Origin of the sequence: Massilia sp. METH4 (assembly GCF_037094685.1) — a bacterium.
Taxonomy (GTDB): Bacteria; Pseudomonadota; Gammaproteobacteria; order Burkholderiales; family Burkholderiaceae_D; genus Rugamonas.
In genome coordinates, this window is sequence record NZ_CP146614.1 from 5034694 (window position 1) to 5059529 (window position 24836).

Sequence of the window (24836 nt, forward strand, 5' to 3'; positions counted from 1 at the left end):
AACATATTCACAGGGGGGCTAATAATCTTACAAATTCGTCAGTTGTGCAAATAGCCTCATCCATGCCTGTCCCGGCCGTGGCCGATGTCCGGCGCCTGCGCCACGGCTTCCGGAGAAGACGCGGCGGACAGCCTGGCCGACAGCACGGGCCACGCCAGCCACGCCAGCCACAGCGCCAGCGCCAGCGCCGCCAGCGCGGCCGGCAGCCAGGGCCGCAGCCGCGCGATGGCGCCATGGCGCCGGATGTGCGCATAAGTGAAACCGCATTCCTGCTCCGCCAGGCGCACGTGGCGGTCCTGCACGAGGTTCGCATCGTCGGCGTACGCGGCCAGCAGGGCCTTGTCCGCCAGGATGTTGATACGACGAATGATACCGCGTGATGCGCGCGCGACGCGCCGCGTTGCCGCGTCGGTGAACAAGCCACCGTCTGGATGGCCGGCCGCGCGCAGCCGGAAGGCGAGGAACTCGCCCACCTGCGCCGGCGGCAGGGCCGGCACGAAGAAGCTGTGCGTGATGCGCTCGGCCAGCTGGCGCATGCGCGGCAGCGCCAGGTGCTCGTCCAGCTCGGGCTGGCCGAACAGCACGATCTGCAGCAGCTTGTGACGGGTGGTTTCCAGGTTCGTCAGCAGCCGCACCGCTTCCAGCGATTCGAGCGGCATCGCCTGCGCTTCCTCCACCAGCAGCACGACCTGCCGCCCGGCCGCGTGGCGCGCGATCAGCTCGTCGTTCAATTGCCGCAGCACCTGGTCGCCGCGCCGGCCGGAGGCATCGAGGCCCAGTTCGGCGGCGATGGCGTACGGGACCTCGGCGGGCGCCAGGTTGGGGTTCACGAGCCACAGCACGTCCACGTGCCCCGGCAGGCGCCGCTCGAGCATGCGGCACAGCATCGTCTTGCCGCTGCCGACCTCGCCCGTGACCTTGACGATGCCTTCGCCCTGGGTGACGGCATACAGCAGCGCCGCCAGCATGTCGCCGCGCGTGTTGCCGCCATAGAAGAACGCCGGGTCCGGCGTGATCGAGAATGGCGCCCTGGACAGGCCGAAGTGGGTAAAGTACATGTCAGGTCACCGCGCTCAGGAAAGCTCCTTCGAGCCCGGCGGCGCCATAATGCGCGATGCAGGCGGCCGGCGTGCCGGCGAAGCGGATGCACCCGGCATGCAGGATCGCGATGCGGTCGCACAGCTCCTCCACGTCGGCGAGCGCATGCGAGGTGAGCAGCACGGCCGCGCCCTGCGCGCGGCGCGCCAGCACGGCGCGCTTGAACAGGGCGCGCGCCTTGGGGTCGAGGCCGCTTGCCGGCTCGTCCAGCACGTACAGGCGTTTGTCGAGCAGCAGCGTGGCGGCCAGGCCGAGCTTCTGCGTCATGCCTTTCGAGTAGTGGCGCGCGGTGCGGCGCAGCGCGGCGGCGTCCAGTTCGAGTGCTTCCACCATCGCGGCAACGGCGGCGGGGTCGTTGCGCTGGCCGTGCAGGGCGGCGACGTGCGCGACGAATTCGCCACCGCTCAGGTAAGCGGGCGGGTTGAACCGCTCCGGCAGGTAGGCCAGCGCGCGGCGCGCGGCGGGGCGCGCGTGGGGCACGCCGAACAGCGCGATGGCGCCGCCGTCCAGCGCGCAAAAGTCGAGCAGGCAGCGCAGCAGCGTGGTCTTGCCGGCGCCGTTGACGCCGGCCAGGCCGAGGATCTCGCCGGGTGCCAGTTCGAGGTCGACGCCGTCGAGCACGGTGTGGCCACCCTGGCGTCGGGTGACTTGGCTGCAGCGCAGGGCCGGTTCGGGCATTCGATGACGTTTCGATATTGACAGTCCAGCACTGTAGCAAAGAACCGACGCCGAGCGCCAGTGCGGCCCGGTGCCGATTGGTGGTTTCTAGCCCATGGGCAATATTTCGTTCTACAATGGCCCGTTGGCTGTGACGAATCGCAAGACAGGGGAAAGAGCACTATGGCAAGGCCGGAAAAGGTAAGGCTGGGGGAAATCCTGGTTCAGCAAAAGCTGCTGTCGGAGGAGCAGCTCGGCCTGGCGCTGGCCGAACAGAAGCGCAGCGGGCGCAAGCTCGGCCGCGTGTTCATCGACAGCGGCTATGTAACGGAAGAGCAGATCGCCGGCGCGCTGGCGCGCCAGCTGAACATTCCGTACATCAACCTGAAGTTTTACAACATCAATCCCGACCTGGTGCGCATGCTGCCGGAAACCCAGGCGCGGCGTTTCCGCGCGCTGGTCCTGGAGCAGCGCGACGGGGGCATGCTGGTCGGCATTTCCGATCCGACCGACCTGTTCGCGTATGACGAGATCGCCCGCATCGTCAAGCAGAACGTCGAGCTGGCCGTCGTCAACGAAACCGAGGTGCTGGCGGCGATCGACCGCATCTACCGCCGCACCGAGGACATCACCGATCTCGCCCGCGAGCTGGAGCAGGAGATGGGCGACGCCTCCGTGGACTTCGGCGCGCTGGCGGCCAATCCGGGACTGGAAGAAGCGCCGGTCGTGAAACTGCTGCAATCGGTGTTCGACGATGCCGCCCAGGTGCGCGCGTCGGACATTCACATCGAGCCGCAGGAAAGCCGGCTGCACATCCGTTTCCGCATCGACGGCGTGCTGCACCTGCAGACGCAGGCCGACATCAAGATCGCCGCCGCGCTGGCGCTGCGGCTGAAGCTGATGTCCGAGCTGGACATTTCCGAAAAGCGCCTGCCGCAGGACGGGCGCTTCGCCGTGCGCGTGAAGAATACCCGGATCGACGTGCGTATCTCGACCATGCCCACGCAGTATGGCGAATCGATCGTCATGCGTTTGCTGTCGCAGGGCAATGCGAACCTGCGGCTGGACGCCATCGGCATGCCGCGCCCCCTGACGGAGAAATTCCGCGCGATCGTGCAGCGCCCCAACGGGCTCGTGCTCGTAACGGGGCCGACCGGTTCGGGCAAGACCACCACGCTGTACAGCGCGCTGGCGGAACTGAACTCGGTGGAAAAGAAGCTCATCACGGTGGAAGACCCGGTCGAATACCGGTTGCCGGGCATCAATCAGGTGCAGGTGAACGAGAAGATCGAACTGGACTTCGCGCGCGTGCTGCGCTCGGCGCTGCGGCAAGACCCGGACATCGTGCTGGTCGGCGAGATGCGCGACCAGGAAACGGCACAGATCGGCCTGCGCGCCGCCATGACCGGCCACCTGGTACTGTCGACCCTGCACACGAACGACGCGGCCAGCACGCCGCTGCGGCTGATGGACATGGGCGTGCCCCGCTACATGGTGGCCAGCTCGCTGCAGGCCGTGCTGGCGCAGCGGCTGGTGCGCGTGATCTGCGAAAGCTGCACGGAACCGTACACGCCCACGCCGACCGAGCGCGAATGGCTGAGCCTGGAACTGAACGACAAGGTCGACATGGCACGCTACTTCCACGGCAAGGGTTGCTCGCACTGCAACGGCATGGGCTACCGGGGCCGGACCGGCGTCTACGAGCTGCTGGAGATGACCAGCGCCGTGGTCGATGCCGCCAACGACCCGGACCCCTCGCACTTCCTGAAGGTCGCGCACAAGGAAATGGCGGGGCAGACCTTGCGCCGCCACGCCGTGCAGCTCGTGGTGCAGGGCCGCACGACGGTGGCCGAAGCGATGCGGATCAGTAACCAGCAAGAGGATTGATGCCTTATTACGCGTACAAGGCGCGCGGCCTGCAGGGCCAGCTGTTGCAGGGAGTGCTCGAAGCCGTCGATTCGGCGGCCGTGGCCGACCAGCTGATGGGCGGCGGCGCCACGCCCGTCGAGATCACCCCCACGCGGGCGCCGGCCAAGGGCGGCGGGCAGGGCACCTGGGCGCGCCTGCGCGAGAAAAAGGTCACGTCGCTCGACGTGCAACTGTTTTCCCGGCAGATGTATACGCTGCTCAAATCCGGCGTGCCCATCATGCGCGGGCTGGCCGGCCTGCAGGAATCGGCGATTTCCCCCGCCTTCGCCAAGGTGATCCGCGACCTGCGCGAATCGCTGGACGCCGGCCGGGAACTGTCGGTGGCGATGCGCCGCCACCCGGCCGTATTCAATAATTTTTATCTCTCCATGGTGCGCGTGGGGGAAATGACGGGCCGCCTCGACGAAGTCATGCTGCGCCTGTTCGACCACCTGGAATTCGACCGCGACATGCGCGGGCGCGTGAAAAGCGCGCTGCGCTACCCGATGTTCGTCGTGATCGCGATGGTGATCGCGATGTTCATCGTCAATATGTTCGTCATTCCGCAGTTCCAGCAGGTCTTCCAGAGTTTCAATGCCGAGCTGCCGCTGATGACGCGGATCCTGATCGCCACGTCCACGTTCACGAAGCAATATTGGTATGTGCTGTTTGGCGGCGCCGCCGTCGCCGGCATCGCGCTGCGGGGCTGGGTGCGCACGCCGGAAGGCCGCCTGCGCTGGGACCGCTGGAAGCTGAAGGTTCCCATCGCCGGCAAGATCGTGCACAAGGCCACGATGGCCCGCTTCGCGCGCAGCTTCGCGCTGTCGTCGAAGAGCGGCGTGCCGATCGTGCAAGCCTTGACCGTCGTGTCGCAGACGGTGGACAACGCCTACCTGAGCCAGCGCGTGGACCAGATGCGCGACAGCGTGGAGCGGGGCGACAGCATCCTGCGCACGTCGGTGGCGGCGGGCATCTTCACGCCGGTGGTCCTGCAGATGATCGCCGTCGGCGAGGAATCGGGCTCGCTGGACGATCTGATGGACGAGATCGCCCTGCTGTACGAGCGCGAGGTCGACTACGAGCTGAAGACGCTGGCGGCGCAGATCGAGCCCATCCTGATTACCTTCCTGGGAATCATGGTGCTGATCCTGGCGCTGGGCATCTTCTTGCCGATCTGGAACCTGGGCCGGGCGGCCCTGCATTGAACATGGGGATCAGGCCGGCTCGATGCCGCGGCGCGACGCGCTTCGAATTCGCCGTCTGTGCGGTCGTGTTCGCACTGCTCGCGGGCGTCCTGCTGCATTACCTGCTGCGCTACCGCGCCGAGGCCGAGCTGGCCGGCGTGCGGTACCAGGTGGCCAGCATGCGCACGGCGCTGGCCGGTCGCGTCATGCACGCCCATGCGGCAGGCGACCTGGGCTCGCTGAACCGGCTGGCGGGAATGAATCCCGTGGAGCTGCTCGAACACATCCCGCCGGGATACCGGGGTGAGCTGGATCAAGCCGACGTTGGAAAAATCCCACGCGGCAGCTGGTTTTTCGACAGAAAACAACGCTTCCTTGTATATTTGTTCAGCGGCAACAAAGATTTTTCCGGGAAAGGCTTTTCACGTTGGAGTTTCCAGGTATCATCTCTTTGCTTGCCCACGAACAACGCCAAGCCGCCAGGAACGCCAGCTGAGTCAACAACACTGTGCGTCGCCCTTCATCAGGTAGACGGTTGAACAGAATGTAAAACCATTTTCGTGTCGCTTCCGTCACAAATCACATTCTTATTGTTACGTTGGAGATTCTCATGCAATTCAATCAAGCATCCACTCGCGGCCAAGGCGGTTTCACCCTTATCGAACTGATCGTTGTCATCGTCATCCTGGGCATTCTCGCCGCGACTGCGCTGCCGAAGTTCGCCGACCTGGGCAGCGACGCCCGCCGCGCCAAGATGCAAGGCGCCCGTGGCGCTGTGTCGAGCGCCGTGGCGATGTCGAAGGCGCAGTGGCTGGTCAACGGCAGCTCGGGCGCCACGGTGACCCTGGATGGCAGCTCCATCGCCGTCAGCCCGACCACCGGCCTGCCGACCGTCGCCGGCATCCGCACCGCCGCCGGCCTGGACGCCACCGATTACGCGTTCACCGAAAACGGCACGACCCTGGCCATCGCCGACGTGAAGAAGACGACCTGCACGTTCAACTATGACTCGACGAATGGTACGGTGACCCCCGTCGCTTCCACCGCCGGCTCCTGCTAATTCCGGATAGTGGCATACTCGTCCTCGTGACGACCGCCATTGCCATCCGACCATACTCCCGGCTGCCCCGTCTTCGTACGGGGCAGTTTGGGTTTACGCTGGTCGAACTGATCCTCGTTCTCGTGCTCGTCGGCGTGCTCGGCGCCATCGCCGCGCCGCGCTTCTTCGACCGGCAGGTCTTCGACGTGGCCGGCTATTCGCAGCAGGTGACCGCCTTGATCCGTTACGCGCAGAAACAGGCCATCGCCCAGAACCGCAACGTGTTCGTGCGGCTGGACGGTGCGAGCGTGGCCCTGTGCTACGATGCCGCCTGCGCCGGCCGGGTCGTCCCGGCCGCGCGTGCCAACAGCGGCACGGCCACCACCCTGGCGCGCTGCGGCAATTTCAACGACTGGGCTTGTGAAGGCGTGCCGAACGGTTTGACGATCAGCGTGGCTCCGATGTTTTATTTCGATCCGGCCGGCCGGCCGTTCCATGCCACCGACGGCGCCACTGCGGTGAACAGCACCTTCACCGCCCCCTTGACCGTGCGCGTGACGGGCGGCGCGCAGAGCCGCGCCATCGTGATCGAACCGGAAACGGGTTTCACCCGATGACGAGCGCCCGTCAGCGTGGCCTGACGATGGTCGAGCTGGTCATGTTCATCGTCATCGTCGGCATTGCCGTCGTCGGCGTACTCTCCGTCATCAGCCTGAACACCCGCGCCAGCGCCGATCCGATCCGCCAGAAGCAGGCGATGGCGATCGCCGAGAGCCTCGTCGACGAAATTCGCGCCGCGCGTTTTTCATGGTGCGACGCGGCCGATCCCAACTACGTGACCGCCACCTCGGGCGCCGACTGCGCGAACGGCGAGGAGAAGCCGGGCCTGGACGGGCGCGCGATGCAGCGTCCCTTCGACAACGTGAACGATTATGTGACGAACTGGGGCGTCGCGGCACCCTACGCAAGCGACGTCATCGGCACGCCATTTCCAGCTGGCTACGCCGCCACGGTGACGATCACGCCGACGTCGATCGGCCCGGCGGCGAGCGCCGTGCCGGCCACGGAATCGCTGCGCGTCGTCGTCACCGTGGCCTACGGTGGCGAGGCGGTGACCCTGGAAACCTACCGGACCCGCCATGCACCGAACAACTGATCCGGGCCCGCCCACGCTGCGCCGCCAGCGCGGCTTCACGCTGGTCGAGGCGATCGTCGTCATCGTCATCACCGGCATCATCGCCGGTATCGTGGCCCTGTTCGTGCGCGTGCCGGTGCAGAGCCAGCTCGATACGCAGGCGAGGGCCGACATGGCCGACGCCGCCGACCTGGCGCTGCGGCGGATGACGCGCGAGCTGCGCCTGGCCTTGCCGTTCACGGTCGCGACCTACAACGGCGACACGGCCATCCAGTTCCTGCTGACCAAGACGGGCGGGCGCTTCTTCTCGGTCGGCGACAATCCGCCCGCCACGCTGCTGCCGCTCGATTTCGTCAACGGCGCCACGCAGTTCAACGTGGTCGGCACCGCGCCGACGGGCAAGCAGGCCATCGTGGCCGGCGACTACATCGCCATCTACAATCTCGGGGTGGCGCCAAACAACGCCTACGACTTCGCCAAGGGCGCCAACAATATCTCGCGCGTGGCCGGCGTCAACGGCAACCGCATCACGCTCGCCACGAACCATTTCGCCGGTGCGCAAACGCCGCTCAACACCTTCCAGGTGGTGACCGGCACCGTGACGTATATCTGCACCCCGGCCGCGAACGGCGCCGGCGTGCTGCGGCGCCACTTCACTCGCAATATCGTGCAAGGCGTGGGCAACCTCGCGGCCCTGTCCGACACCGCCACCGCGCCGGTGCTGAGCACCATGGTCAGCGGCTGCCAGTTCAGGAACACCCCGCTGCCGCGCCAGCAGGATGCCGGCACGCTGATGACCCTGTCGCTGTTCCTGCAGCACGCCAACGGCGAGCGCGCGCAGCTGATCCGCCAGACCCAACTCGACAATCCCTAGACCATGGACGCCATTCATCGCCTGCGCCGCAGCCGCGGCATCAGCATCGTCACCGCGATCTTCCTGCTCGTCGTGCTTTCCGGCCTCGGCGTGGCGATCGTCACGTTCGCCACCGCCCAGCGCCAGGCCGCCGCCATCGACCTGCTGGGCACGCGGGCGTACGAGGCGGCGCGCACCGGCGTCGAATACGGCCTTTATCAGCTCCTGCGCAATAACGGCACTTGCGCCAGCGTGAACTTCACGGCGCCCGGCACGCTGGCGCCGATGACGGTGTCGGTGACCTGCACGCAGACGGCGAGCGGGGTGCCCTCCGTCCAGCCGCAGACCCGGATCACGGCCACCGCATGCAACGAACCGTCCAATGGCGTGTGTCCGAACGCGGCGCCCGGCGCCGACTACGTGCAGCGCGTCGTGCAGGTGGTGATCTGATGCGCCGTTTCGCCGCAAAGCTGGTCGTGGCCTTGCTGCTGTCGCTGCTGTGCGGCCGCGCGGCGCTGGCCGACACCCCCATCAAGCTGTTTAAGACCTTCGCCGGCAACATCAACCTGACGGGCACGGAAAAATCGCTGCGCACGAAGTCCAACAGCAGCGATGCGTGCGCCACCGCTCAGTCCGTGACGCTGGCCCTGACGACCGTCCCCAGCGGCTCCACCGTGCTGGCCGCCTACCTGTACTGGGCCGGTTCCGGCTCGACCGGCGACTACACGGTGACCTTCGCGGGCCGGACGGTGAGCGCCCCGGCCACGCGGCGCTATGCTTCGTCGACCGTGGGCTACGACTACTTCAGCGGCGCGGCCGACGTGTCGGACATCGTCAAGGGCAACGGCAACTTCACGGCCAGCGGGCTGGACATCGACAAGAACCTGTTCTGCTCGGTGCAGGGCGTGCTCGGCGGTTTCCAGCTGCTGGTGATCTATTCGCAGAGCCAGGAAACCTTCCGGGTATTGAATGTCTACGAAGGCTTCCAGTACATCCGCAGTTCCTCGGTCGAGCTGACGCTGGCGAACTTCCAGACCCCGAACCCGATCGGCAACCTGACCGCGCGCGTCGGCCACATCACGTGGGAGGGCGACTCGTCGCTGTCCGGCGGCGGCGAAACGCTGCGCTACAACGGCGTCGAGCAGGCCGATTACCTGAACCCGGTCGGCAACCAGTTCAACTCGGTGAGCAGCGTGAACGGCGATGTCGCGTCCTACGGGCTCGATTTCGACGCCTATACGGTGAAGTATCCCGTCATCGACGCCGGGCAACGGTCGGCCAAGACCACCTACACGTCGGGCCAGGACCTGGTGCTGCTCAATGCCGAGGTGGTCGCCGCGCCGAACGTGCCGGCCACCGACCGGGGCGTGACGATGACACTGAACGGCAGCCTCGTGCCGTCCTCGCCCACCACGTACACGATCAGCGTCGTCAACAACGGCCCGATGGACGAGGGCGGCCCGGTCACGGTGACCGGCACGCTGCCCGCCTCGCTGATCTACGGCGGGGCCAGCGGCACCGGCTGGACCTGCTCGGCGCAGGGGCAGCTGCTCACCTGTACGTACACGGGGCTGTTCAAGGTGGGCACGACGCTGCCGCCGATCACGCTGACCGTCACGCCCGCGGCCTCGGCGACGGGGCTCATCACGTTCGGCACCACGGTCGCCGGCAAGCTGTTCGACTATTACGACGGCAACGACACGTCGACCGTCAGCGCCCGCGTGGGCGCCCAGACCTTCGCGCCCGTGTTCCTGTTCACCACGGCCGAGTGCGTGCACAACAAGCCGTTCGGCGACCCCGAGCAGACCTGCGAGCCGCTGCAGCTCGATTTCAAGCTGGCCAACACCGACATCAGCACGTGGATCACCTATACGGTGAAGGGCGTGCCGACAGCGCTTGCCAGCACGAACACGACGATACCGATGCGCTTTGCCTTAAGCTGCCACGATCCGGTGCGCACGGCGGGCGTGAAGGCCAGCTATTTCCTGCGCAGCGGCACGCTGACGATTCCCACCTGCGAACCAGGCGGCGCCATCCCCGCGCAGACCTCGGCGGCGTGGAGCGCGGTCAGCAATATCCTGTATCCGGGGGGCTCGCCGTCGAGCCGCGCGACCACGGCCAAGAATGCCGAGGACCTGACCGACTTCCTGCTGCGCTACCAGGACGTGGGGCGCATCGAGTTCTTCGTGACCGACAACCAGGGGCGGCTGGGCTCCACCGGCGCCTTCGTGTCGCGGCCCGAGCGGTTGTTGCTCCTGCCGCCGGTCAACAACAAGGCAGGCGACCCGGCCAGCGCCGCCGATGGGCGCTTCATGGCGGCCGGCTCCACCTTCGCGATGACGGTGCAGGCGTTGATGTATGACCTGACCACGCCGGCGCCGAATTTCGGCAACGAGACCGAGCCGGAAAAGATCGCCCTCACGGTGACGCCCGCCACGACGGCGGACGGCTCGCCGATCGCCGCCATGGTCACGCGCAACGCGGGCGAACAGCCGGCCGGCGACATCGAGCTCGGCGGCAGCTTCGGGGCGTTTTCCGCCGGCGTCGCCAACGGCACCGGCTTCGTCTACGACGACGTGGGCGTCATTCGCATCCAGGCCAGCCTGGCCCGTTCGCCCGAAGAAGTACGGCTGAACGCGAAGACCGGCTCCTACCTGGGCACGGGCGACGTGGTGGCCAACTACATCAACGTCGGGCGCTTCTATCCGGCCTGGCTGGAGACGGTGGTCGAGGGCACCATGGCCTGCGTGGACGCGGCCCGCTGCCCGCAGGATCCGGTCCCTCCGGTGCAACCCCTTGTTGGCATCGACACCATGGTGTATTCGGGCCAGCCGTTCAAGGTCACGGTGAGGGCGAAAAACAGCCAGGGCGGCGCACTGCCCAATTACCGGCTGGAGCTGGCCCGCGACATCACGCTGAGCCCGTGGACCGCGCCGAATGGCGACACCGCGCAGCGCGCGCCGTCCGCCGGCACCACGAACTCCACACTGGCGAACACCACGGTCGCGGCCAGCGCCTTTGCCGGCGGTATCGCCACGGTCACGGCGCCGACCTACACATTCCCGACCGCGCTGGCGTACACGTCGGGCGCGCCCACCGCGAACAACTGGCCCCAGCCGGTATCGGTCTATGTGCGTGCCGTGGAGTCGACCGGCGTGGACGGGACCACGTCGAAGCGCGCCGCCGCCGTGGAAGGCGGCGTGCGGGTGGTGGCCGGCCGTGTCAACGTGCCCAACCAGAAGGGCACGGCGCTGTCGGCGATGAGCGTTCCCGTCACCGCCGAGTTCTTCGGCACCTTGAACGGCGTGCCCGGCTGGTACCCGGCCACGACGGACTCGACGTCGACTTTCTCGCTCAGCAATGTGCGTTTCTCGGCGTGCACGAACTTGACGGGTGCGTCATCGTGCAAGGTCAACCTGACCGTGGACAGCACGACGTCGGGCGCGTTTGACGATGGCATCGCGACCATCAAGCTGAACGCGCCGGGCAGCGGCAGCAGCGGCCACGTGTCCATGTGGCTGGCCAGCCCGCCGTGGCTGCCGAGCGTACGGGGCGTGCTCACCTATGGCACAGTAACGACGCGGCCCTATACGTATCTGCGTGAAATGTACTAGCGCGGTTGAAAAAAGACGGCAAACATGGCGATTTGCTACCGGAACACGCCGGACTCTTGAATATAATCAAGAGACTGCATGGCGTATTGCAAGCATTACCTGATATCGGGACAGGCTCATGGCTTTCTGGCACAAGGCGAAAAAAAAAGATGGCTGGCTGGCGGTAAGCGCCGCTGCGGAAGGGGTGACGGCGGCCGTCGTGCGCCGGCGCGCCGACGCGAAGCCGGCCGTGCTGGCCGCCGCCTTCCACCCCGGCGGCCGGGCGGAGGCGGCCGGACTGATCGCGCGCGTGGGCCGCGAGCTCGATGCGCCCGCCCACCTGTGCTCGAGCATCCTCGTGCCGGGTGAATACCAGCTGCTGGCCGTGGAGGCGCCGAACGTGCCTGCCGACGAATTGAAGACCGCCGTGGGCTGGCGCCTGAAGGACCTGATCGATTTCCCCGTGCCCGAGGCCACCATCGACGTGCTCGACATTCCCGTCGCGCCGAATGGACCGGCGCACAACCACCAGGTGTTCGCGGTAGCGGCGCGCAACGGCATCATCGAGGCGCTGCAGAACCTGTACACGGAGGCCAAGGTGGAGCTCGGCGCGATCGACATCCCGGAAATTGCCCAGCGCAATATCTCCGCGCTGCTCGAGCCGGAAGGGCGCGGCCTGGCGATGCTGGCGTTCGACGCGCACGGCGGCTTGCTGACGGTGACGTTCCGGGGCGAGCTGTACCTGGCGCGGCGCATGGACATCGGGCTGGCCCAGGTCGAGGGCGCGCCGGAAGCGCGGCAGAGCCTGTTCGACCGCATCGCCCTGGAACTGCAGCGTTCGCTCGACAACTTCGAGCGGCAGTTCCAGTACGTGGCCGTGTCCAAGCTGGTCCTGGCGCCGACCGGCAGCGCCAGCCTGCACGATTACCTGTCCGCCAACCTGTACCTGCCGGTCGACCTGCTCGACCTCGATGCCGTGTTCGACCTGGACAAGGTGCCGCAACTGCGTGACGCGGCCCAGCAAGCCCGTTTCCTGACGGTGCTGGGCGGCGGCCTGCGCGACGAAGGCGCGGTGGCATGAGCCAGCAGATCAACCTGTTCAATCCGCGCTTTCGCAAGGAAAAGCGCTATCTGACAGCGCCCGCGCTGGCGATCGCGGTCGGCGTGGCGCTGGCCGGTTCGGTGGCGGTCGCGGTGACCGCCACCGGGCGCGTCGCGGCGCTGGAAGACGAAGCGGCGGCGCTGGCGGTGGAGCTGAAGGAGGCGGAAGCGCGCAAGGCCACCGTGCTGGCGGGGCTCGTGCCGCGGCAGAAGGATGCCGCCGTGGAGCGCGACGTGGCGAGCGCGGAACGGGAGCAGCGTGCCTTGCGCGGCGTGACGGAAATCCTGGAACAGAACCGGGTCGGCGATCCGCGCGGGTACTCGGCCTATTTCCAGGCCCTGGCACGCGCGCGCGTGAACGGCTTGTGGCTGACCGGCATCGATATCGGCGGTGCGAATGCGGATGTCGGCCTGTCCGGCCGGGCCTTGCGGGCCGAGCTGCTGCCGGGTTACCTGAACGGACTGGCGCGTGAACCGGCGCTGCGCGGCAAGGCCTTCGAACGGGTCGAGATCGCACGGCCGGATGCCGAGGAGGGCCGGCCCGGCCGCCCGGCGTCCGCCGCCACGAAGGAGCCGCCCGCCGAGGGCACCGGTGCCGCGCCCGCGCCGCCGCCGTGGGTCGAATTCACCTTGCAGGCGCGCGCCGGGGTGGCGCCATGAAGGCCTTGTGGCTGAAATGGGCGGCGCGCATCGACGCGCTGTCGGTGCGCGAACGGGCCATGGCTTGCCTGGCGACGGTGGCAGCGGTGATCTTCATCGCCTACATGGGGTTCATCGAACCGGCCGGCGTGCGCGAACGCACGCTGCGGGCGAGTATCCTGCAACAGCGCGCACAACTGGCCGGGATCGAGCTGGAAATGGCCGAAAAGCAGGCGGCCGCGCAAGCCGACCCTGATGCGGACCTGCGCAAGCGCCTGGCCGCCGTGCGCGCCGAAAACGAACAATTGCGGGCCAGCCTGCGTACCACCCAGCAGGCGCTGGTGGCGCCGGAACGGATGACCGCGCTGTTGCAGCAGATGGTGCAGCAGAATGGCCGGCTGAAGCTGGTTTCGCTGCGCACGCTGCCGCCAGCCGGGACAATGGACGGGAACTTCAGCGACGCGCCGGCCGCCGGCACGCCGGCCGCCAGCGCTCCGGTACTGCCCGCAGGCGGCCTGTCGACCACGCCGCCGGGCGTGGCGCCCGAGCCCGCCGCCGCCCCGGCCATGGCGGAACAGCCCCTGCTGTACCGCCATGGCGTGCGCATCGTGCTGCAAGGCGCCTATGCCGACATGGTGGCGTACATGACGGCGCTGGAACGCCTGCCCGCCCGGCTGTACTGGGGCCAGGCCACGCTGGACGCGACGGAGCACGACAAGGCCACGCTGACCCTCACGCTGTACACCCTGAGCCTGGACAACACATGGATCGCCTTGTAACAATGAAGAATGCGCACCGCGGCAACCGGCCGGCGCTGTGGCTCGGCGTCGTGCTGGCGCTGGCCTGGTGCGCGGGCGCCGGCGCCCAGATCGCCGATCCCACGCAACCGCCGCCCGGACTGGCCGCGGCGGCCGCCGGCGCCGCGCCGCCGGCCCCGCCACCGGGGCCGGAACTGCAATCGATCCTCGTCTCGCGCGAGCCAGGCGGGCGCCGTATTGCCGTGATTAGTGGCGAAATGGTAAGGCAGGGCGGTCGTGTCGGCGGCGCCACGGTGGAACAGATCGGCACCGACCGCGTGGTACTGCGGCGCGGCAAGGCGCGCGAGACGCTGCGGCTGTACACGAAGCCGCCGCACACCCCGGTTGCCCCGGCAACGCAGGCGGAACAACGATGAAGACGAAGAATACGACGATGCATACGAAGCGACTCCCGGCGACCCGCGCCGCCGCCCACCTGGCCGCGCTGGCCGCCATGGCTTCCCTGGTCCTGCTGGCCGGCTGCGACACGGCGGGCCGCCGCGACACCTACGACGCGATCAGCGGCGAGATGCGCAACGCGGCCGCCAAGGCGAAGGCGGCCCAGAACACGGCGCCCGACGCGGTCGAGGCCGCGCTGCTGCCGCCGGCCCCCGCGCTGGCCGCCACGCTGCCGAAGGCACGCGCCGTGCTGGACGAGCGGTTCAACGTGGCGCTGAACAATGTGCCGGCGCAGCAGTTCTTCGCCTCGATCGCCAGCGGCACCCGCTACAACATGCTGGTCTCGCCCGAGGTCACCGGCACGCTGTCGGCCAACCTGAAGGATGTGACGATCTTCGAGGCGCTCGACGCGGTGCGCGAGCTGTACGGCTACGACTACAAGGTGGAAGGCAACCGCATCTACATCCGGCCGCTGACGATGCAGACGCGCATGTTCAAGGTGAACTACCTGACCGGCAGCCGCCGCGGCAGTTCGAACGTGCGCGTGTCGTCGACGTCCATCAACACGGTCGGCACGGCGAACCAGAACCAGAACGCGGCCCAGCAGAACACGGCGCAGGGCCAGAACCAGACGCAGACGGGCTTGCCGAACGGCGGCCAGTCGGCGCAGGAGGACGCCAGCAACGTCAAGATGACGTCCGACGCCGATTTCTGGGGCGAGCTGCGCGGTGCCCTGGAGGCCATCGTGGGCAGCGGCGACGATGGCCGCAACGTGATCATCACGCCGCAGTCGGGCGTGGTGCTGGTGCGCGCCTTCCCGGCCCAGCTGCGCGCGGTGGACGAGTACCTGAAGGCGACCCGCCTGGCCGTCGAGCGGCAGGTGATTTTGGAAGCCAAGATCCTCGAAGTGCAACTGAACAGCGGGTTCCAGTCCGGCGTGAACTGGGCCGCGTTCCGGCAGGGCGGCAACAGCGCCGGCGGACTCGGCATCGTCTCGCCGGGCACCAACCTGGTGCGGCGAAGCCTGGCGGGGTCCGCCGTCGGCCAGGGGACCGGCACCGGCTTCGTCAGCACCCCGGGCGCCTCGCTCGGTAACGCGGCCGACGCGCTGGGCACGATGTTCGGCCTGGCGATCCAGACCAGCAATTTCTCGGCGATGATCTCGTTCCTGGAATCGCAGGGCACCGTGCACGTGCTGTCCAGCCCGCGCATTGCCACGCTGAACAACCAGAAGGCCGTGCTGAAGATCGGCACCGACGAGTTCTACGTGACCGGCATCAGCACCACGACGAACTCGAACGTCTCGGGCAACACGGTGACGCCGAACGTGATCGTGCAGCCGTTCTTTTCCGGCGTGCTGCTGGACGTGACGCCGCAGATCGACGAGGACGGCAATATCATGCTGCACGTGCACCCGTCGGTGAGCTCCGTCACCACCGTCAACAAGACCGTTAGCCTGGGCGAGGCCGGGTCGCTGAATCTTCCGCTGGCGGCTTCGTCCACTTCCGAGATGGACAGCATGGTGCGTGGCCGCAACGGCGAGATCGTGGCCATCGGCGGCCTGATGCGCCAGGCCACGTCCAGCGACCAGTCGCAGCTGCCCGGCGTGGGCAGCGTGCCGGTACTGGGCACCCTGTTCCGCAACAAGGACAGCCTGACCCAGAAGCGCGAGCTGGTGGTGCTGATCAAGCCCACGATCGTCGACGATGCCAGCAGCATGTCGAACGAGATGCAGGATACGATGCGGCGCATCGAGCGGCTCGACCCGCAACGGGGCCGCTGATGTACGAAGCCCACTTTGGCCTGGCCGAGGTGCCGTTCTCGATCACCCCGGATACCAGTTTCTTCTTCGGCAGCCCGCACTCGCAGGAGGCGCTGAACACGCTGCTGGTGGCGGCGCGCAGCGGCGAAGGCTTCATCAAGATCACCGGTGAAGTGGGCACCGGCAAGACGCTGTTGTGCCGCAAGTTCATGGCCACCTTGGGCGAGGGATTCGTCACGGCGTATGTGCCGAACCCTTACCTGGAGCCGCGCGCGCTGATGATGGCGCTGGCCGACGAGCTGGAAATCGTGCTGCCGAAGGACGTCGACCAGCACCAGCTGGTGAAATCGCTGACCGTGCGGCTGCTCGAGCTGGCGGCGCGCGGCAAGCATGTGGTGCTGTGCCTGGACGAGGCGCAGGCGCTGCCGCTGGAAAGCCTGGAGGCGCTGCGTCTGCTGACGAACCTGGAAACGGAAAAACGCAAGCTGCTGCAGATCGTGCTGTTCGGCCAGCCGGAACTCAATGCCCACCTGGCCAGCCCCAAGATCAGGCAGCTGGCGCAACGCATCACCTTCCATTACCACCTGGGGGCCCTGGGGCGCGACGACCTGGACTATTACGTGGCGCACCGGCTGCGGGTGGCCGGCTTCACCGGCGCTCGGCTGTTTTCGAAGGGCGCGGTGCGGCGCCTGTACCGCGCCACCGGCGGCATTCCGCGCCTCGTCAACATCGTCGCGCACAAGGCGCTGATGCTGGCGTACGGCGAGGGGCGGCACCTCGTGGAGGGGCGGCAGGTCGGCCTGGCCGCGCGCGACACGATCGGCACGGCGCGCGGCTGGCCGCGCTGGTCGTGGCTGGCCAGCGCGGCCGCCCTGGCCGCCGCCGCGGGCGGCATCACCCTTGCGTTGACGAGATGAGCCTGACAGATGAGCTTGATCAATAAAATGCTGCAGGACCTGGATGCGCGCGGCGGCGGCGCGGCGCGCAACGCCACCGGCGACGTGCGCCCGGTGGCGGCCGATCGTTCGTCGCGCAAGGCGATCGCCATCGGCGCGGGCGTCGGCGCGCTCATCGTCGCCATCGGCGGCGGCGGGTGGTACTGGCTGAACGGGCGGGCGGCTGCCCCCGTCGCCCCGGTGGCGCCGACGGTGGCCTCGATGTCCGCTCCCGCGGCGCCAACGCCGCCTGCGGTACCCGCGGCCGCGCCGGCCGTGGCGGCGCCGGCGCTCGACACCGCCGCGGCGGCCGATCCGACGACGGCGGCACCGATTGCGGCGCCAGCACCGCAGGGTGCGTCGTTGCAAACCGCAACACCGCCAGCCGGGGCGCCGCAGGCGGCGCCGTCGCGATCCGCAGCAGCACCAGCGGTGGCTCCGCAAGGCGGAGTGCCGCCAGCCGAGCTGCCGCCGGCCGAATTGGTGCGAGCACAAGCGCCAGTGGCGCAAGCGCCCGCGCCGGCCACGAAGCCGCGTCCCCGGCCGCAGCGTCCCGACCGCGCCGCCAGCCCGTCAGCTGGGGCGCCGGCGGCACCATCGCCACCCGTGCCGACCGGGCAGGGCGCCGGCCTTACTGCCAGCCAGCAGGCCGAGAACGGGTACCGCCGCGCGCTGGCCGCGCTGCAGGAAGGCCGGGTCACGGAAGGCATCGCGCTGCTGGAAGGGACCGTGCAGGCTTATCCCCGCCACGAGGCCGCGCGCCAGACCCTGGTGGGCCTGCTGGTCGAGAACGGCCGCGCTGACGAGGCGATGCGCCACGCCCAGCTCGGCCTGTCGCTCGATGCCAACCAGCCGCAGCTGGCCATGCTGCTGGCGCGCCTGCAACTGGAACACGGCGGCGCGGCCGACGAAACGCTGCTGCGCTCGCTGCCGCATGCCGGCAACAACCCCGACTACCTGGCCTTCCTGGCCGGCGTGCTGCAGAAGCAGGGCCGCTACCGGGAGGCGGCGCAGCAGTACGAAGCCGCGCTGCGGCTGCGCCCCGCGAATGGGGTGTGGTGGATGGGGCTTGGCATGGCGCGGCAGGCTGACAACCAGCGCAGCAATGCGCGTGAGGCTTACCTCAAGGCCAGGGAAGGGGGGCTCACGCCCGAACTGCAAGCGTTTGTCGAGCGGCGGCTGGGGCAGTTGCAGTAGTTGCGGAGCGTCTGACATTGCCGAGCCGGCTGGTAGCGCGCCGCCTTGACCCGTCGATCCCCGAGGCGCAGATCGACAGTGCGGGCCGAGCCAACAGGTGAATGAGGTACGCGGACGTGCGGCCTGCCGCCGTGCGCTGGCCGTTCAAGCTCGGTTAATCAGGCCTGCCGCGTACTTATCCACCACGATGTTCCACCTGCATCGATCACGCCGCCCCGCTTGTCCGGGTCTTCCTTTCGCGTCGGGGCCTGGAGCGGTTGGGCCCCTGCGGAGAGGGCCTTGGCATACGTGGCGTCCACGTCGGGCACGTAGACATGCACGTGGGTCGGCCTCGGTTCCCAACCGGCATTCGGGTCCGACAACATGATGACTGTGTCGCCAATGCGCATCTCCGCGTGGAGGATCGAACCGTTCTCCCCTGGGTGGCGGTACAGCTCCTCGGCATCGAATACCGTCTTCATGAAGTCGATGACGGCCGCCGCGCCGTTGACCACCAGATAGGGTGAAACGTCGCTGTGGCCCTGTGGCTTGTAGCTGGACATGTTACCTCCTTGATCAGGTGATGAGACCTCACATGAGTGCAACCTTCGAATTGACAGGAAAGCTCGTTAACGGAGAGCAATCAGTCAAAAAGCAACTGGAATGAGCGAAAGCGGCCTATCAGCCGGCTGGCTTGGCGACACAGATCTAGCGCAGAAAGCCGTCGACGTAATAGCTAGGGTGATTGGCGATATGCGTCAGCATAGGGCGCCAGGTGCCATACGGTGTAACGTATGATGACTTTGACGCTAGAGCTTGCCAGCAATCACCTCAGCGCTCTCGGCAGCTGAGATGTTAGCCAAAGCTCGCCACCTGCGCTGCCATGGTCGCGTCAACACGCGGAGTGCGACTTCGGTGCGAATATCGTTTTGGCACAGGTAATGCGCGGCAACTGACGTCCCGAGCATTTCCTGCATTACTAAGCCAACTTCAACCTGCTCAGCACGGAGACGATCGGCTCTAGCCTCTACAGTATTTTCCTCCGGGTTATCAACTGCTCTTCTTGATTGATCCATCATCGTTATCCTCGACAAACCGTGTCAACTTCGGTCATGCTAGCTTGTTCTCATAGGCCTTAGCTACAGCCCATCGCCCAAGACCATGTGGGACTTTGCTTACGCGTTTATGGTGGCGATTCACCAAGAGGCACCGAATCATCGATAACGACTCACCGCGCTAGACATTTAAAATACATAGGCTGCGAGTTCCGTCAGAATAGCCCGCTAAGTCCGTATTGGAAGGCGTCATGCCGAGTAAAACACATTGCGATCGGAATGGGTTTGCCGAGTGAAGATTGCTGTGGCTTAAGCTGTAAAATGTGCACAGGTCTGATTACTTTCGCATCCGAAGCATCAGAATCGGACGCGGATCAATAGGCACATCCAGGATGAACGTGGTGTATCCGTGCCGACATTCGACGGCAATGCTCCCCGCGTGTTGCTCGGCAATGCTCCGTGCGAACGGGAGCCCTATCTCCCACGCACCTTCACCCTTCAAGGCGGTTCTTTTATAGAGTTGAAAAATCGCTTCAATCCTGTTCGGTGGGATAGGGGGGCCTTCGTTGATGATCGACACAGCTACTCGCCCGCCGTAGCATTGCAACTTTGCTGTGATAGGAGAGCCTGGATTGCTGTACGCGATAGCGTTGGAAACAATATGCTCAATCGCCTTCGAGATGGAATCGCGATGCCAGAATCCCTGGACAGCGACACCGATGATGTCAGTTCTCGCAGCCGCGGGGGTTCGTTCGATAACATTCATGATGACTTCGCGAAGATCAAGCCACTGAAGCTCCAGCATTTCGCTGGCGGGAGGTGTCACCATTGACATGTCGAGCATCTCAGTCAACATCGATGCGATCCGGGCAAGATGTTCTGCTGCGAACGTGGCGAGCTCGCGAGATCTGTCGATTTGCTGAGCTTCGCGGATATGGTCGACAGCCATCGACGCGACGGAGAGTTGAGTACGCAGATCGTGCACGACAGCGGTACTGAACTGCTCACGCATGGCGGCTTTGCTTAAAATGAATCCCGTGATGGATTCTCGAATTGCCTCGTCAATCAAGGAATTAAGTCTCGCCGCCTGCTCTCGCGAAATTGCGAATCCGGCATCTCCCCACGTCGCAAATAGCACGCTCCTAAAAAGCTGTACTTCATGCGCTACCGTCTCAACATTATAGTTCGTTAAGCGTGCACGCTCTCCTCCGTGCTCCGAAGCCAAGGTCGATTGACGATAATTGAATGTCTCCCCAGAGGCAACCGAGCAGAGCTGCTCATAAAATATCGGAAGCGTATCAAGCAGCAACGCTGCTGGCAGGCCATGTGCACACTTTACTTGCTTCTGAACGGATTTCAGCCATGATGCGAACACTCTATCGCGCAACAATAGAAGTCGTTCATGCAAATTCTTCGAAGGTTCGACCATGGGCGCTCGAGGTGAAGTGTGAATGCTCATCTGTGTGAATGATTATTTGGCCGATTGCGCAACATTTCAAAGACAGGCGTGTCGGGGGTACGCTCGCAGTGCAGATCGCGCCACAGTACCCGTATAACCTCTTTGCCACATGCGTTGGATGATCGGAGCCGTAACTTGTCTTTCGATATGTGAACAGCCGTGAGAACATAAGTTCATTAGCTTGTAGAATGCTCGCTCTTCCTGGACAGTTTCGATAGTGTTGAGCTCATGACCTGCTCAAAGGACGACTTATCTTTTGCAAAGTAGTCAAGGGCCGGTGAATTCTAGCTTGACTTTGCGGGATGCGACGCCGCCTACGCGCGGCTCTTCGCGCTGAACCGCGTGACCGCCAGAAGCACTCCTTTAGCGATGTGCGGAGTCACAGTGTCTTCGGTCCCGGTGCTAGACGTGGGCTTCCCCGGTATCGGCGGACACCTTCGATAGGTACCGTGTCACTATCGGAGGTTCTTCATGGCACGTCAAAGAAGGTCGTTTACTGAAGAGTTCATTGTAAGCGTCCAGCCCGCACCGTCTAGACGCTGAATAGCTCCAGTGGCCAAGATAGTCTCCATTAACATTTGGTGGGGACTATCTTGGAAAATGAGTTGAACAAGCAGGCGCCGACGCAGTACGAACTACCCGCTGGAGTTCAAACGGAAGTTGGCGCAGCAGGCGTTCGAACCCGGCGTGTCCGTGGCGCAACTGGCTTTGCAGCATCAGTTGAATTCGAATATGGTGTTCAAATGGCGGCGCCAGTTGTGCGCTGGCCCAGACACATTCAAGGTAGAGCTACTCGAGCTCAGTGGCCGGTTTCTGTCCAAAGGTTTTGCGCCAATCTCTCGGGCTCACCTGAAAACGCTTTTTGAAGTGCTGCCGCAGTGATAGCGGCGTTTGAAACCCAGTGAGTTCCGAGATTCTTTCAACCGGTATCGATGTCGTTTCGAGAAGCTCACGGGTTTGCCGAAGGCGCTCATTGACCAGCCAATCTACCAGCGTCATGCCCGTCGCTTTGAGAAAATGACGCGTAAACGTGCGGCGGCTCGTGGCCGCCCGTGCCGCCAGGTCATCAATACTGTGCTGCTTGTCGAGATTTTCCCGCAAGTAGTCGAGCAGCCGGTTGATCTGTGAATCCTGTGTCGAGGCGGCCATGGGCTGCTCAATGAATTGCGCCTGTCCCCCCTCGCGATGGGCGGGATGACCATCGTGCGCGCCACCTTGTTGGCGATTTTCGGCCCGTAGTACCCTCGCACGAGATACAGGCAGCAATCGAGTCCCGCACCTGTCCCCGCCGAGGTGATCAAGCGGTCCTCGTCGACATACAGCGCATTCATGTCGAGCCTCACACGCGGAAAACGTAGGCAGAAACCCTTTTCGGCCATCCAGTGGGTCGAGGCACGCTTGCCGTCGAGTAGCCCCGCATAGGCAAGTACATACGCACCGTAGCAAAGCCCCACGACATGGGCTCCTCTTGCATACGCGCGCACCAGCGCTGCTACCAGCTCGGGGGCCGGACGTGCGTCCAGGTCATGCCATCCCGGCACGACTAGGATGTCCGCCATGTCCGCCATTTCCAGCCCGCCGTCCGGCTGCACGGTCATGGCGCGCTCGGCCTTCAAGGGCTGGCCGCCTGGCGTCACGATCTTCAGATCGAACGAGGGATGGTCGGCCACTTGCGCGCTGAACACCAGGTACGGGACGGAGAAGTGGAAGGGACTGAAATCGGGATACATGATCAAGGCGACCATGGGTGGTTTCAGATTCATGGCTGCGAACTCTCTGGTGGCCCGAAAGCATCGGTAATTGGCATGCGGGTCAATATTACGCCGGGCGCGGCGCATTCACAATGCTGCTACCAATTACCACATCTATGGAGCAGCAAAATGCAACGATCAACAGCCTTGGCCCTCGTCCTGAGTTTGACCTTTGGCGCGGCAAGCCTGCCGGCCCATGCGGCTGAAGATGTCGGTCCAACGGCGACCAAGCAGGTGGTGCAGATCCAACAAATCCGGAATGCTACCGCGAAGATTCACTATGCAGGAAAGACCTTCCTACTCGACCCCTTCCTGGCGAAAAAAGGCAAGTATCCAGGCTTTGAAGGGACTTTCAACAGCAAACTGCGCAATCCGCTCATCGAGCTGCCAATGCCGGCGAACGAGGTACTGAAGGGCGTGGACGCGGTAATCGTGAGTCATACCCACCTAGACCATTGGGACGGCGGCGACCATCGCTTAATTCCAAAGGCAATTCCTTTGTTCGTACAGGATGAAACCGATGCCAAACTTATTCGCGGGCAGGGTTATACCAATGTCCAGATCTTGGATGAGAATACCTCCTTCGAAGGTGTACAACTGAGCAAGACTGGCGGCCAGCACGGCACAGATGAGATGTATTCCAACCAGCCGTTAGCCGAAGCGTTGGGCAAGGCGATGGGCATCGTGTTTCAGGCGCCCGGAGCGAAAACCATATATTTCGTCGGCGATACTATCTGGCGTAGCGATGTCGACCAGGCACTGGCAAAGTTCAAGCCCGACGTGATTGTTCTGAATGCCGGCGACGCCCGCATGGTCGGCTATACCGGTTCCATCATCATGGGTAAGGACGATGTGCTTCACGCCTACCAAGGCGTCCCGAACGCGACTATCGTTGCGACGCATATGGATGCGATCAACCATATGACGCTGACCCGTAAGGAATTGAAAGAACATGTGAAGCAACATGGCATTCAAGATCGCGTACGCATCCCAGAAGATGGCGAAGTTCTGAAACTTTAAGCGGCGCTTACCGCGTTAGATTGGTCCCGGACATGCGTCTGCGGACCATTTTCGCTATCGACTGAATGTCCGCTCTTGGCCGAAGGCAGCCGGTCGCATTGCCAAAGTGTATGTGGGCGTTGCTCTGAGAAAAAGCCCGAGGTTTTGTTAAGCGGTCTCAGCCTGCTCGACCAGACGGCACTGCTGCCCCGCATCCTGCGGTTTTCCCAAGCGCACATGCTGTGGGTTGAAGGGCGGCTCTGGGCCGGAAGCTGCGGTACACTGGGCCACAGCAATCCGCTGCGGCGGTCATCAGCCTTCGCATTTCCTGCTGCGGCGAGCATCCGTCACATCGTGGCAAGTCCAGGAAAGCTCAGCGCAAGCAATAGTGCCCGGCTCACAGGCTGGCCAGCGGCCCCCACACCTGCTTCATCGACACGCGCAGTTCACCATCCTCCTCACCCAGCGCCGCGACGATCGCACAACCGCCCTCGCCGACGCGGCGGGGCAGCGGCACGCTGCACGCGCGCCCAGCGGCATCGCGCAGGCACAACACTTCCACGCCGCCGGCGTCACGGTGGGCAACCACGGCAAGCTCGCCGCCGGCCAGCCGGACGGCCGATCCCGGCGGAAACGGGCCGAGTTCCTCCCTGAAAGCCGCTGCCAGCTCGGCATCGGGCGCCTGTTCGAGCACGCGCGCCAGCGCGTCGTTCGGCAGCAGGGCGCGGCGGTAATTGCGCGGCGATACGCCGGCGCAATAGCGGTCCGCCATGCGCAGCAGGTGGGCGGCGGCCATGTCGGCGGCGGAGGAGGGCGCCGATGCATGGGGCGATGAATGGTCGAGCAGCAGGCTCGCGAACAGGTCCGGGTCGCGGGGGTGGGAGCCATGCAGGGCTTGGCCAGCCGGTTCTTCATGGCGCCCGGTCGCATGCAGCGCCAGCGCGGCGGTGACGACGGACAGCAGGTGGACCGGCCGCATGTGCAGGCGGCGCGCCACCAGCGCGGCGACGACCGCGGTCTCGATGCTGTGGCGCACCGCGTAGCTGCCGCCGACCTGGTTGCGCAGCACGCAGGCCAGTGCCACGTCGGCCGACAGGTCGACGGCATGCAGCAGCTCGCGCGCGGTGGCGCGCAGATCCTCCGGCGCGTCGGGTTCCTCGTGGGGCGCGAGGTGAGCGCCCTCTTCGAGCCGGCGCTGCACCAGATTAAGCGCGCGCAGCACCGACGGCGGCGCCGCCGGGCGGGCGTCGCCTTCCGGTGGCGGCAGGTCGTGCAGGGCGGAGGAGGCCATCGCGC

Annotated in this window: 25 protein-coding genes; 18 read left to right on the plus strand and 7 right to left on the minus strand. The window is 65.5% G+C overall.

Going from position 1 to position 24836, the window contains the following annotated elements:
* Nucleotides 1–56 precede the first annotated feature (56 nt).
* Together V6Z91_RS22070 and V6Z91_RS22075 are read right to left on the minus strand one after the other, a co-directional pair.
* The gene (locus V6Z91_RS22070) at nt 57–1058 is read right to left on the minus strand and encodes an AAA family ATPase (protein ID WP_338761228.1); all 1002 of its coding nucleotides are present in this window, start codon (nt 1056–1058) and stop codon (nt 57–59) included.
* A 1-nt stretch (nt 1059) separates the two neighbouring features.
* Nucleotides 1060–1776, minus strand: coding sequence for an ABC transporter ATP-binding protein (locus tag V6Z91_RS22075; protein ID WP_338761230.1), 717 nt, complete (start codon nt 1774–1776; stop codon nt 1060–1062).
* A gap of 162 nt (nt 1777–1938) precedes the next feature.
* Here V6Z91_RS22075 and V6Z91_RS22080 point away from each other — a divergent pair, with 162 nt between their 5' ends.
* From V6Z91_RS22080 to V6Z91_RS22155, 16 genes are all read left to right on the plus strand, one after another.
* The gene (locus V6Z91_RS22080; protein ID WP_338761233.1) at nt 1939–3642 is read left to right on the plus strand and encodes a GspE/PulE family protein; all 1704 of its coding nucleotides are present in this window, start codon (nt 1939–1941) and stop codon (nt 3640–3642) included.
* On the plus strand, nt 3642–4868 hold the full coding sequence (locus tag V6Z91_RS22085; RefSeq protein ID WP_338761236.1) for a type II secretion system F family protein: 1227 nt from the start codon (nt 3642–3644) through the stop codon (nt 4866–4868). Before V6Z91_RS22080 ends, V6Z91_RS22085 begins: the two co-directional genes overlap by 1 nt.
* 2 nt (nt 4869–4870) lie before the next feature.
* A complete protein-coding gene (locus V6Z91_RS22090) occupies nt 4871–5386 on the plus strand; it encodes a hypothetical protein (RefSeq protein WP_338761239.1) in 516 nt (171 codons plus the stop codon).
* A gap of 71 nt (nt 5387–5457) precedes the next feature.
* On the plus strand, nt 5458–5907 hold the full coding sequence (locus V6Z91_RS22095; protein WP_338761241.1) for a type II secretion system protein: 450 nt from the start codon (nt 5458–5460) through the stop codon (nt 5905–5907).
* Nucleotides 5908–5933: 26 nt separating this feature from the next.
* Nucleotides 5934–6503 carry a prepilin-type N-terminal cleavage/methylation domain-containing protein gene (locus tag V6Z91_RS22100; RefSeq protein ID WP_338761243.1) on the plus strand — a complete coding sequence of 190 codons (570 nt, stop codon included), beginning with the start codon at nt 5934–5936 and terminating at the stop codon, nt 6501–6503.
* Nucleotides 6500–7042, plus strand: coding sequence for a type II secretion system protein (locus V6Z91_RS22105; protein ID WP_338761245.1), 543 nt, complete (start codon nt 6500–6502; stop codon nt 7040–7042). Before V6Z91_RS22100 ends, V6Z91_RS22105 begins: the two co-directional genes overlap by 4 nt.
* Nucleotides 7026–7895 carry a prepilin-type N-terminal cleavage/methylation domain-containing protein gene (locus V6Z91_RS22110; RefSeq protein WP_338761248.1) on the plus strand — a complete coding sequence of 290 codons (870 nt, stop codon included), beginning with the start codon at nt 7026–7028 and terminating at the stop codon, nt 7893–7895. The genes V6Z91_RS22105 and V6Z91_RS22110 overlap by 17 nt, the downstream gene beginning before the upstream one ends.
* A 3-nt stretch (nt 7896–7898) precedes the next feature.
* On the plus strand, nt 7899–8324 hold the full coding sequence (locus tag V6Z91_RS22115) for an agglutinin biogenesis protein MshP (protein WP_338761250.1): 426 nt from the start codon (nt 7899–7901) through the stop codon (nt 8322–8324).
* Complete coding sequence (locus V6Z91_RS22120; RefSeq protein WP_338761252.1) at nt 8324–11488, plus strand: DUF6701 domain-containing protein; 3165 nt, start codon at nt 8324–8326, stop codon at nt 11486–11488. The genes V6Z91_RS22115 and V6Z91_RS22120 overlap by 1 nt, the downstream gene beginning before the upstream one ends.
* A 118-nt stretch (nt 11489–11606) precedes the next feature.
* The gene (locus V6Z91_RS22125; RefSeq protein WP_338761254.1) at nt 11607–12548 is read left to right on the plus strand and encodes an agglutinin biogenesis protein MshI; all 942 of its coding nucleotides are present in this window, start codon (nt 11607–11609) and stop codon (nt 12546–12548) included.
* Entirely contained in the window at nt 12545–13228 is a 684-nt protein-coding gene (locus tag V6Z91_RS22130) for an MSHA biogenesis protein MshA (RefSeq protein WP_338761257.1), read from the plus strand. The genes V6Z91_RS22125 and V6Z91_RS22130 overlap by 4 nt, the downstream gene beginning before the upstream one ends.
* Nucleotides 13225–13986, plus strand: coding sequence for a type II secretion system protein GspM (gene gspM / locus V6Z91_RS22135; protein WP_338761260.1), 762 nt, complete (start codon nt 13225–13227; stop codon nt 13984–13986). The genes V6Z91_RS22130 and gspM overlap by 4 nt, the downstream gene beginning before the upstream one ends.
* Complete coding sequence (locus tag V6Z91_RS22140) at nt 13971–14381, plus strand: MSHA biogenesis protein MshK (protein WP_338761263.1); 411 nt, start codon at nt 13971–13973, stop codon at nt 14379–14381. Before gspM ends, V6Z91_RS22140 begins: the two co-directional genes overlap by 16 nt.
* A gap of 77 nt (nt 14382–14458) precedes the next feature.
* Nucleotides 14459–16186 carry a pilus (MSHA type) biogenesis protein MshL gene (mshL, locus tag V6Z91_RS22145; RefSeq protein ID WP_338772003.1) on the plus strand — a complete coding sequence of 576 codons (1728 nt, stop codon included), beginning with the start codon at nt 14459–14461 and terminating at the stop codon, nt 16184–16186.
* The gene (locus tag V6Z91_RS22150) at nt 16186–17082 is read left to right on the plus strand and encodes an AAA family ATPase (protein WP_338761265.1); all 897 of its coding nucleotides are present in this window, start codon (nt 16186–16188) and stop codon (nt 17080–17082) included. Before mshL ends, V6Z91_RS22150 begins: the two co-directional genes overlap by 1 nt.
* Before the next feature lie 9 nt (nt 17083–17091).
* Nucleotides 17092–18297 (plus strand): tetratricopeptide repeat protein, encoded by a 1206-nt coding sequence (locus tag V6Z91_RS22155; RefSeq protein ID WP_338761267.1) that lies wholly within the window; start codon nt 17092–17094, stop codon nt 18295–18297.
* A gap of 158 nt (nt 18298–18455) precedes the next feature.
* Here V6Z91_RS22155 and V6Z91_RS22160 read toward each other — a convergent pair whose 3' ends face one another.
* The 3 genes from V6Z91_RS22160 to V6Z91_RS22170 all read right to left on the minus strand — a co-directional run bounded on the left by V6Z91_RS22160 (nt 18456) and on the right by V6Z91_RS22170 (nt 20760).
* Entirely contained in the window at nt 18456–18839 is a 384-nt protein-coding gene (locus tag V6Z91_RS22160) for a VOC family protein (protein WP_338761269.1), read from the minus strand.
* A 246-nt stretch (nt 18840–19085) separates the two neighbouring features.
* Nucleotides 19086–19355 carry a hypothetical protein gene (locus tag V6Z91_RS22165; RefSeq protein ID WP_338761271.1) on the minus strand — a complete coding sequence of 90 codons (270 nt, stop codon included), beginning with the start codon at nt 19353–19355 and terminating at the stop codon, nt 19086–19088.
* A 313-nt stretch (nt 19356–19668) separates the two neighbouring features.
* Nucleotides 19669–20760, minus strand: a complete 1092-nt coding sequence (locus tag V6Z91_RS22170) for a HAMP domain-containing sensor histidine kinase (RefSeq protein ID WP_338761273.1) — start codon at nt 20758–20760, stop codon at nt 19669–19671.
* 690 nt (nt 20761–21450) lie between these two features.
* On the opposite strand from V6Z91_RS22170, the gene V6Z91_RS22175 reads away from it, so the two are divergent.
* Nucleotides 21451–21672, plus strand: a complete 222-nt coding sequence (locus tag V6Z91_RS22175; RefSeq protein WP_338761275.1) for a transposase — start codon at nt 21451–21453, stop codon at nt 21670–21672.
* A 113-nt stretch (nt 21673–21785) separates the two neighbouring features.
* Here V6Z91_RS22175 and V6Z91_RS22180 read toward each other — a convergent pair whose 3' ends face one another.
* A complete protein-coding gene (locus V6Z91_RS22180) occupies nt 21786–22553 on the minus strand; it encodes an AraC family transcriptional regulator (RefSeq protein WP_338761278.1) in 768 nt (255 codons plus the stop codon).
* Nucleotides 22554–22670: 117 nt separating this feature from the next.
* On the opposite strand from V6Z91_RS22180, the gene V6Z91_RS22185 reads away from it, so the two are divergent.
* Nucleotides 22671–23561: an MBL fold metallo-hydrolase gene (locus V6Z91_RS22185; protein ID WP_338761281.1), complete on the plus strand. Its 891-nt coding sequence runs from the start codon at nt 22671–22673 to the stop codon at nt 23559–23561.
* 376 nt (nt 23562–23937) lie between these two features.
* On the opposite strand, the gene V6Z91_RS22190 is transcribed toward V6Z91_RS22185, so the two are convergent.
* Nucleotides 23938–24831: a metal-dependent phosphohydrolase gene (locus tag V6Z91_RS22190; RefSeq protein ID WP_338761283.1), complete on the minus strand. Its 894-nt coding sequence runs from the start codon at nt 24829–24831 to the stop codon at nt 23938–23940.
* Nucleotides 24832–24836 lie beyond the last annotated feature (5 nt).

Coding starts and splice junctions, on each gene's coding strand:
- V6Z91_RS22090 (WP_338761239.1), top strand. CDS start 4,871: ATGGGGATCAGGCCGGCTCGATGCCGCGGCGCGACGCGCTTCGAATTC.
- V6Z91_RS22160 (WP_338761269.1), bottom strand. CDS start 18,839: ATGTCCAGCTACAAGCCACAGGGCCACAGCGACGTTTCACCCTATCTG.
- V6Z91_RS22180 (WP_338761278.1), bottom strand. CDS start 22,553: ATGAATCTGAAACCACCCATGGTCGCCTTGATCATGTATCCCGATTTC.
- V6Z91_RS22185 (WP_338761281.1), top strand. CDS start 22,671: ATGCAACGATCAACAGCCTTGGCCCTCGTCCTGAGTTTGACCTTTGGC.
- V6Z91_RS22165 (WP_338761271.1), bottom strand. CDS start 19,355: ATGATGGATCAATCAAGAAGAGCAGTTGATAACCCGGAGGAAAATACT.
- V6Z91_RS22150 (WP_338761265.1), top strand. CDS start 16,186: ATGTACGAAGCCCACTTTGGCCTGGCCGAGGTGCCGTTCTCGATCACC.
- V6Z91_RS22130 (WP_338761257.1), top strand. CDS start 12,545: ATGAGCCAGCAGATCAACCTGTTCAATCCGCGCTTTCGCAAGGAAAAG.
- V6Z91_RS22120 (WP_338761252.1), top strand. CDS start 8,324: ATGCGCCGTTTCGCCGCAAAGCTGGTCGTGGCCTTGCTGCTGTCGCTG.
- V6Z91_RS22125 (WP_338761254.1), top strand. CDS start 11,607: ATGGCTTTCTGGCACAAGGCGAAAAAAAAAGATGGCTGGCTGGCGGTA.
- V6Z91_RS22075 (WP_338761230.1), bottom strand. CDS start 1,776: ATGCCCGAACCGGCCCTGCGCTGCAGCCAAGTCACCCGACGCCAGGGT.
- gspM (WP_338761260.1), top strand. CDS start 13,225: ATGAAGGCCTTGTGGCTGAAATGGGCGGCGCGCATCGACGCGCTGTCG.
- V6Z91_RS22140 (WP_338761263.1), top strand. CDS start 13,971: ATGGATCGCCTTGTAACAATGAAGAATGCGCACCGCGGCAACCGGCCG.
- V6Z91_RS22190 (WP_338761283.1), bottom strand. CDS start 24,831: ATGGCCTCCTCCGCCCTGCACGACCTGCCGCCACCGGAAGGCGACGCC.
- V6Z91_RS22080 (WP_338761233.1), top strand. CDS start 1,939: ATGGCAAGGCCGGAAAAGGTAAGGCTGGGGGAAATCCTGGTTCAGCAA.
- V6Z91_RS22085 (WP_338761236.1), top strand. CDS start 3,642: ATGCCTTATTACGCGTACAAGGCGCGCGGCCTGCAGGGCCAGCTGTTG.
- V6Z91_RS22170 (WP_338761273.1), bottom strand. CDS start 20,760: ATGGTCGAACCTTCGAAGAATTTGCATGAACGACTTCTATTGTTGCGC.
- V6Z91_RS22155 (WP_338761267.1), top strand. CDS start 17,092: ATGAGCTTGATCAATAAAATGCTGCAGGACCTGGATGCGCGCGGCGGC.
- V6Z91_RS22070 (WP_338761228.1), bottom strand. CDS start 1,058: ATGTACTTTACCCACTTCGGCCTGTCCAGGGCGCCATTCTCGATCACG.
- V6Z91_RS22095 (WP_338761241.1), top strand. CDS start 5,458: ATGCAATTCAATCAAGCATCCACTCGCGGCCAAGGCGGTTTCACCCTT.
- V6Z91_RS22115 (WP_338761250.1), top strand. CDS start 7,899: ATGGACGCCATTCATCGCCTGCGCCGCAGCCGCGGCATCAGCATCGTC.
- mshL (WP_338772003.1), top strand. CDS start 14,459: ATGGCTTCCCTGGTCCTGCTGGCCGGCTGCGACACGGCGGGCCGCCGC.
- V6Z91_RS22110 (WP_338761248.1), top strand. CDS start 7,026: ATGCACCGAACAACTGATCCGGGCCCGCCCACGCTGCGCCGCCAGCGC.
- V6Z91_RS22105 (WP_338761245.1), top strand. CDS start 6,500: ATGACGAGCGCCCGTCAGCGTGGCCTGACGATGGTCGAGCTGGTCATG.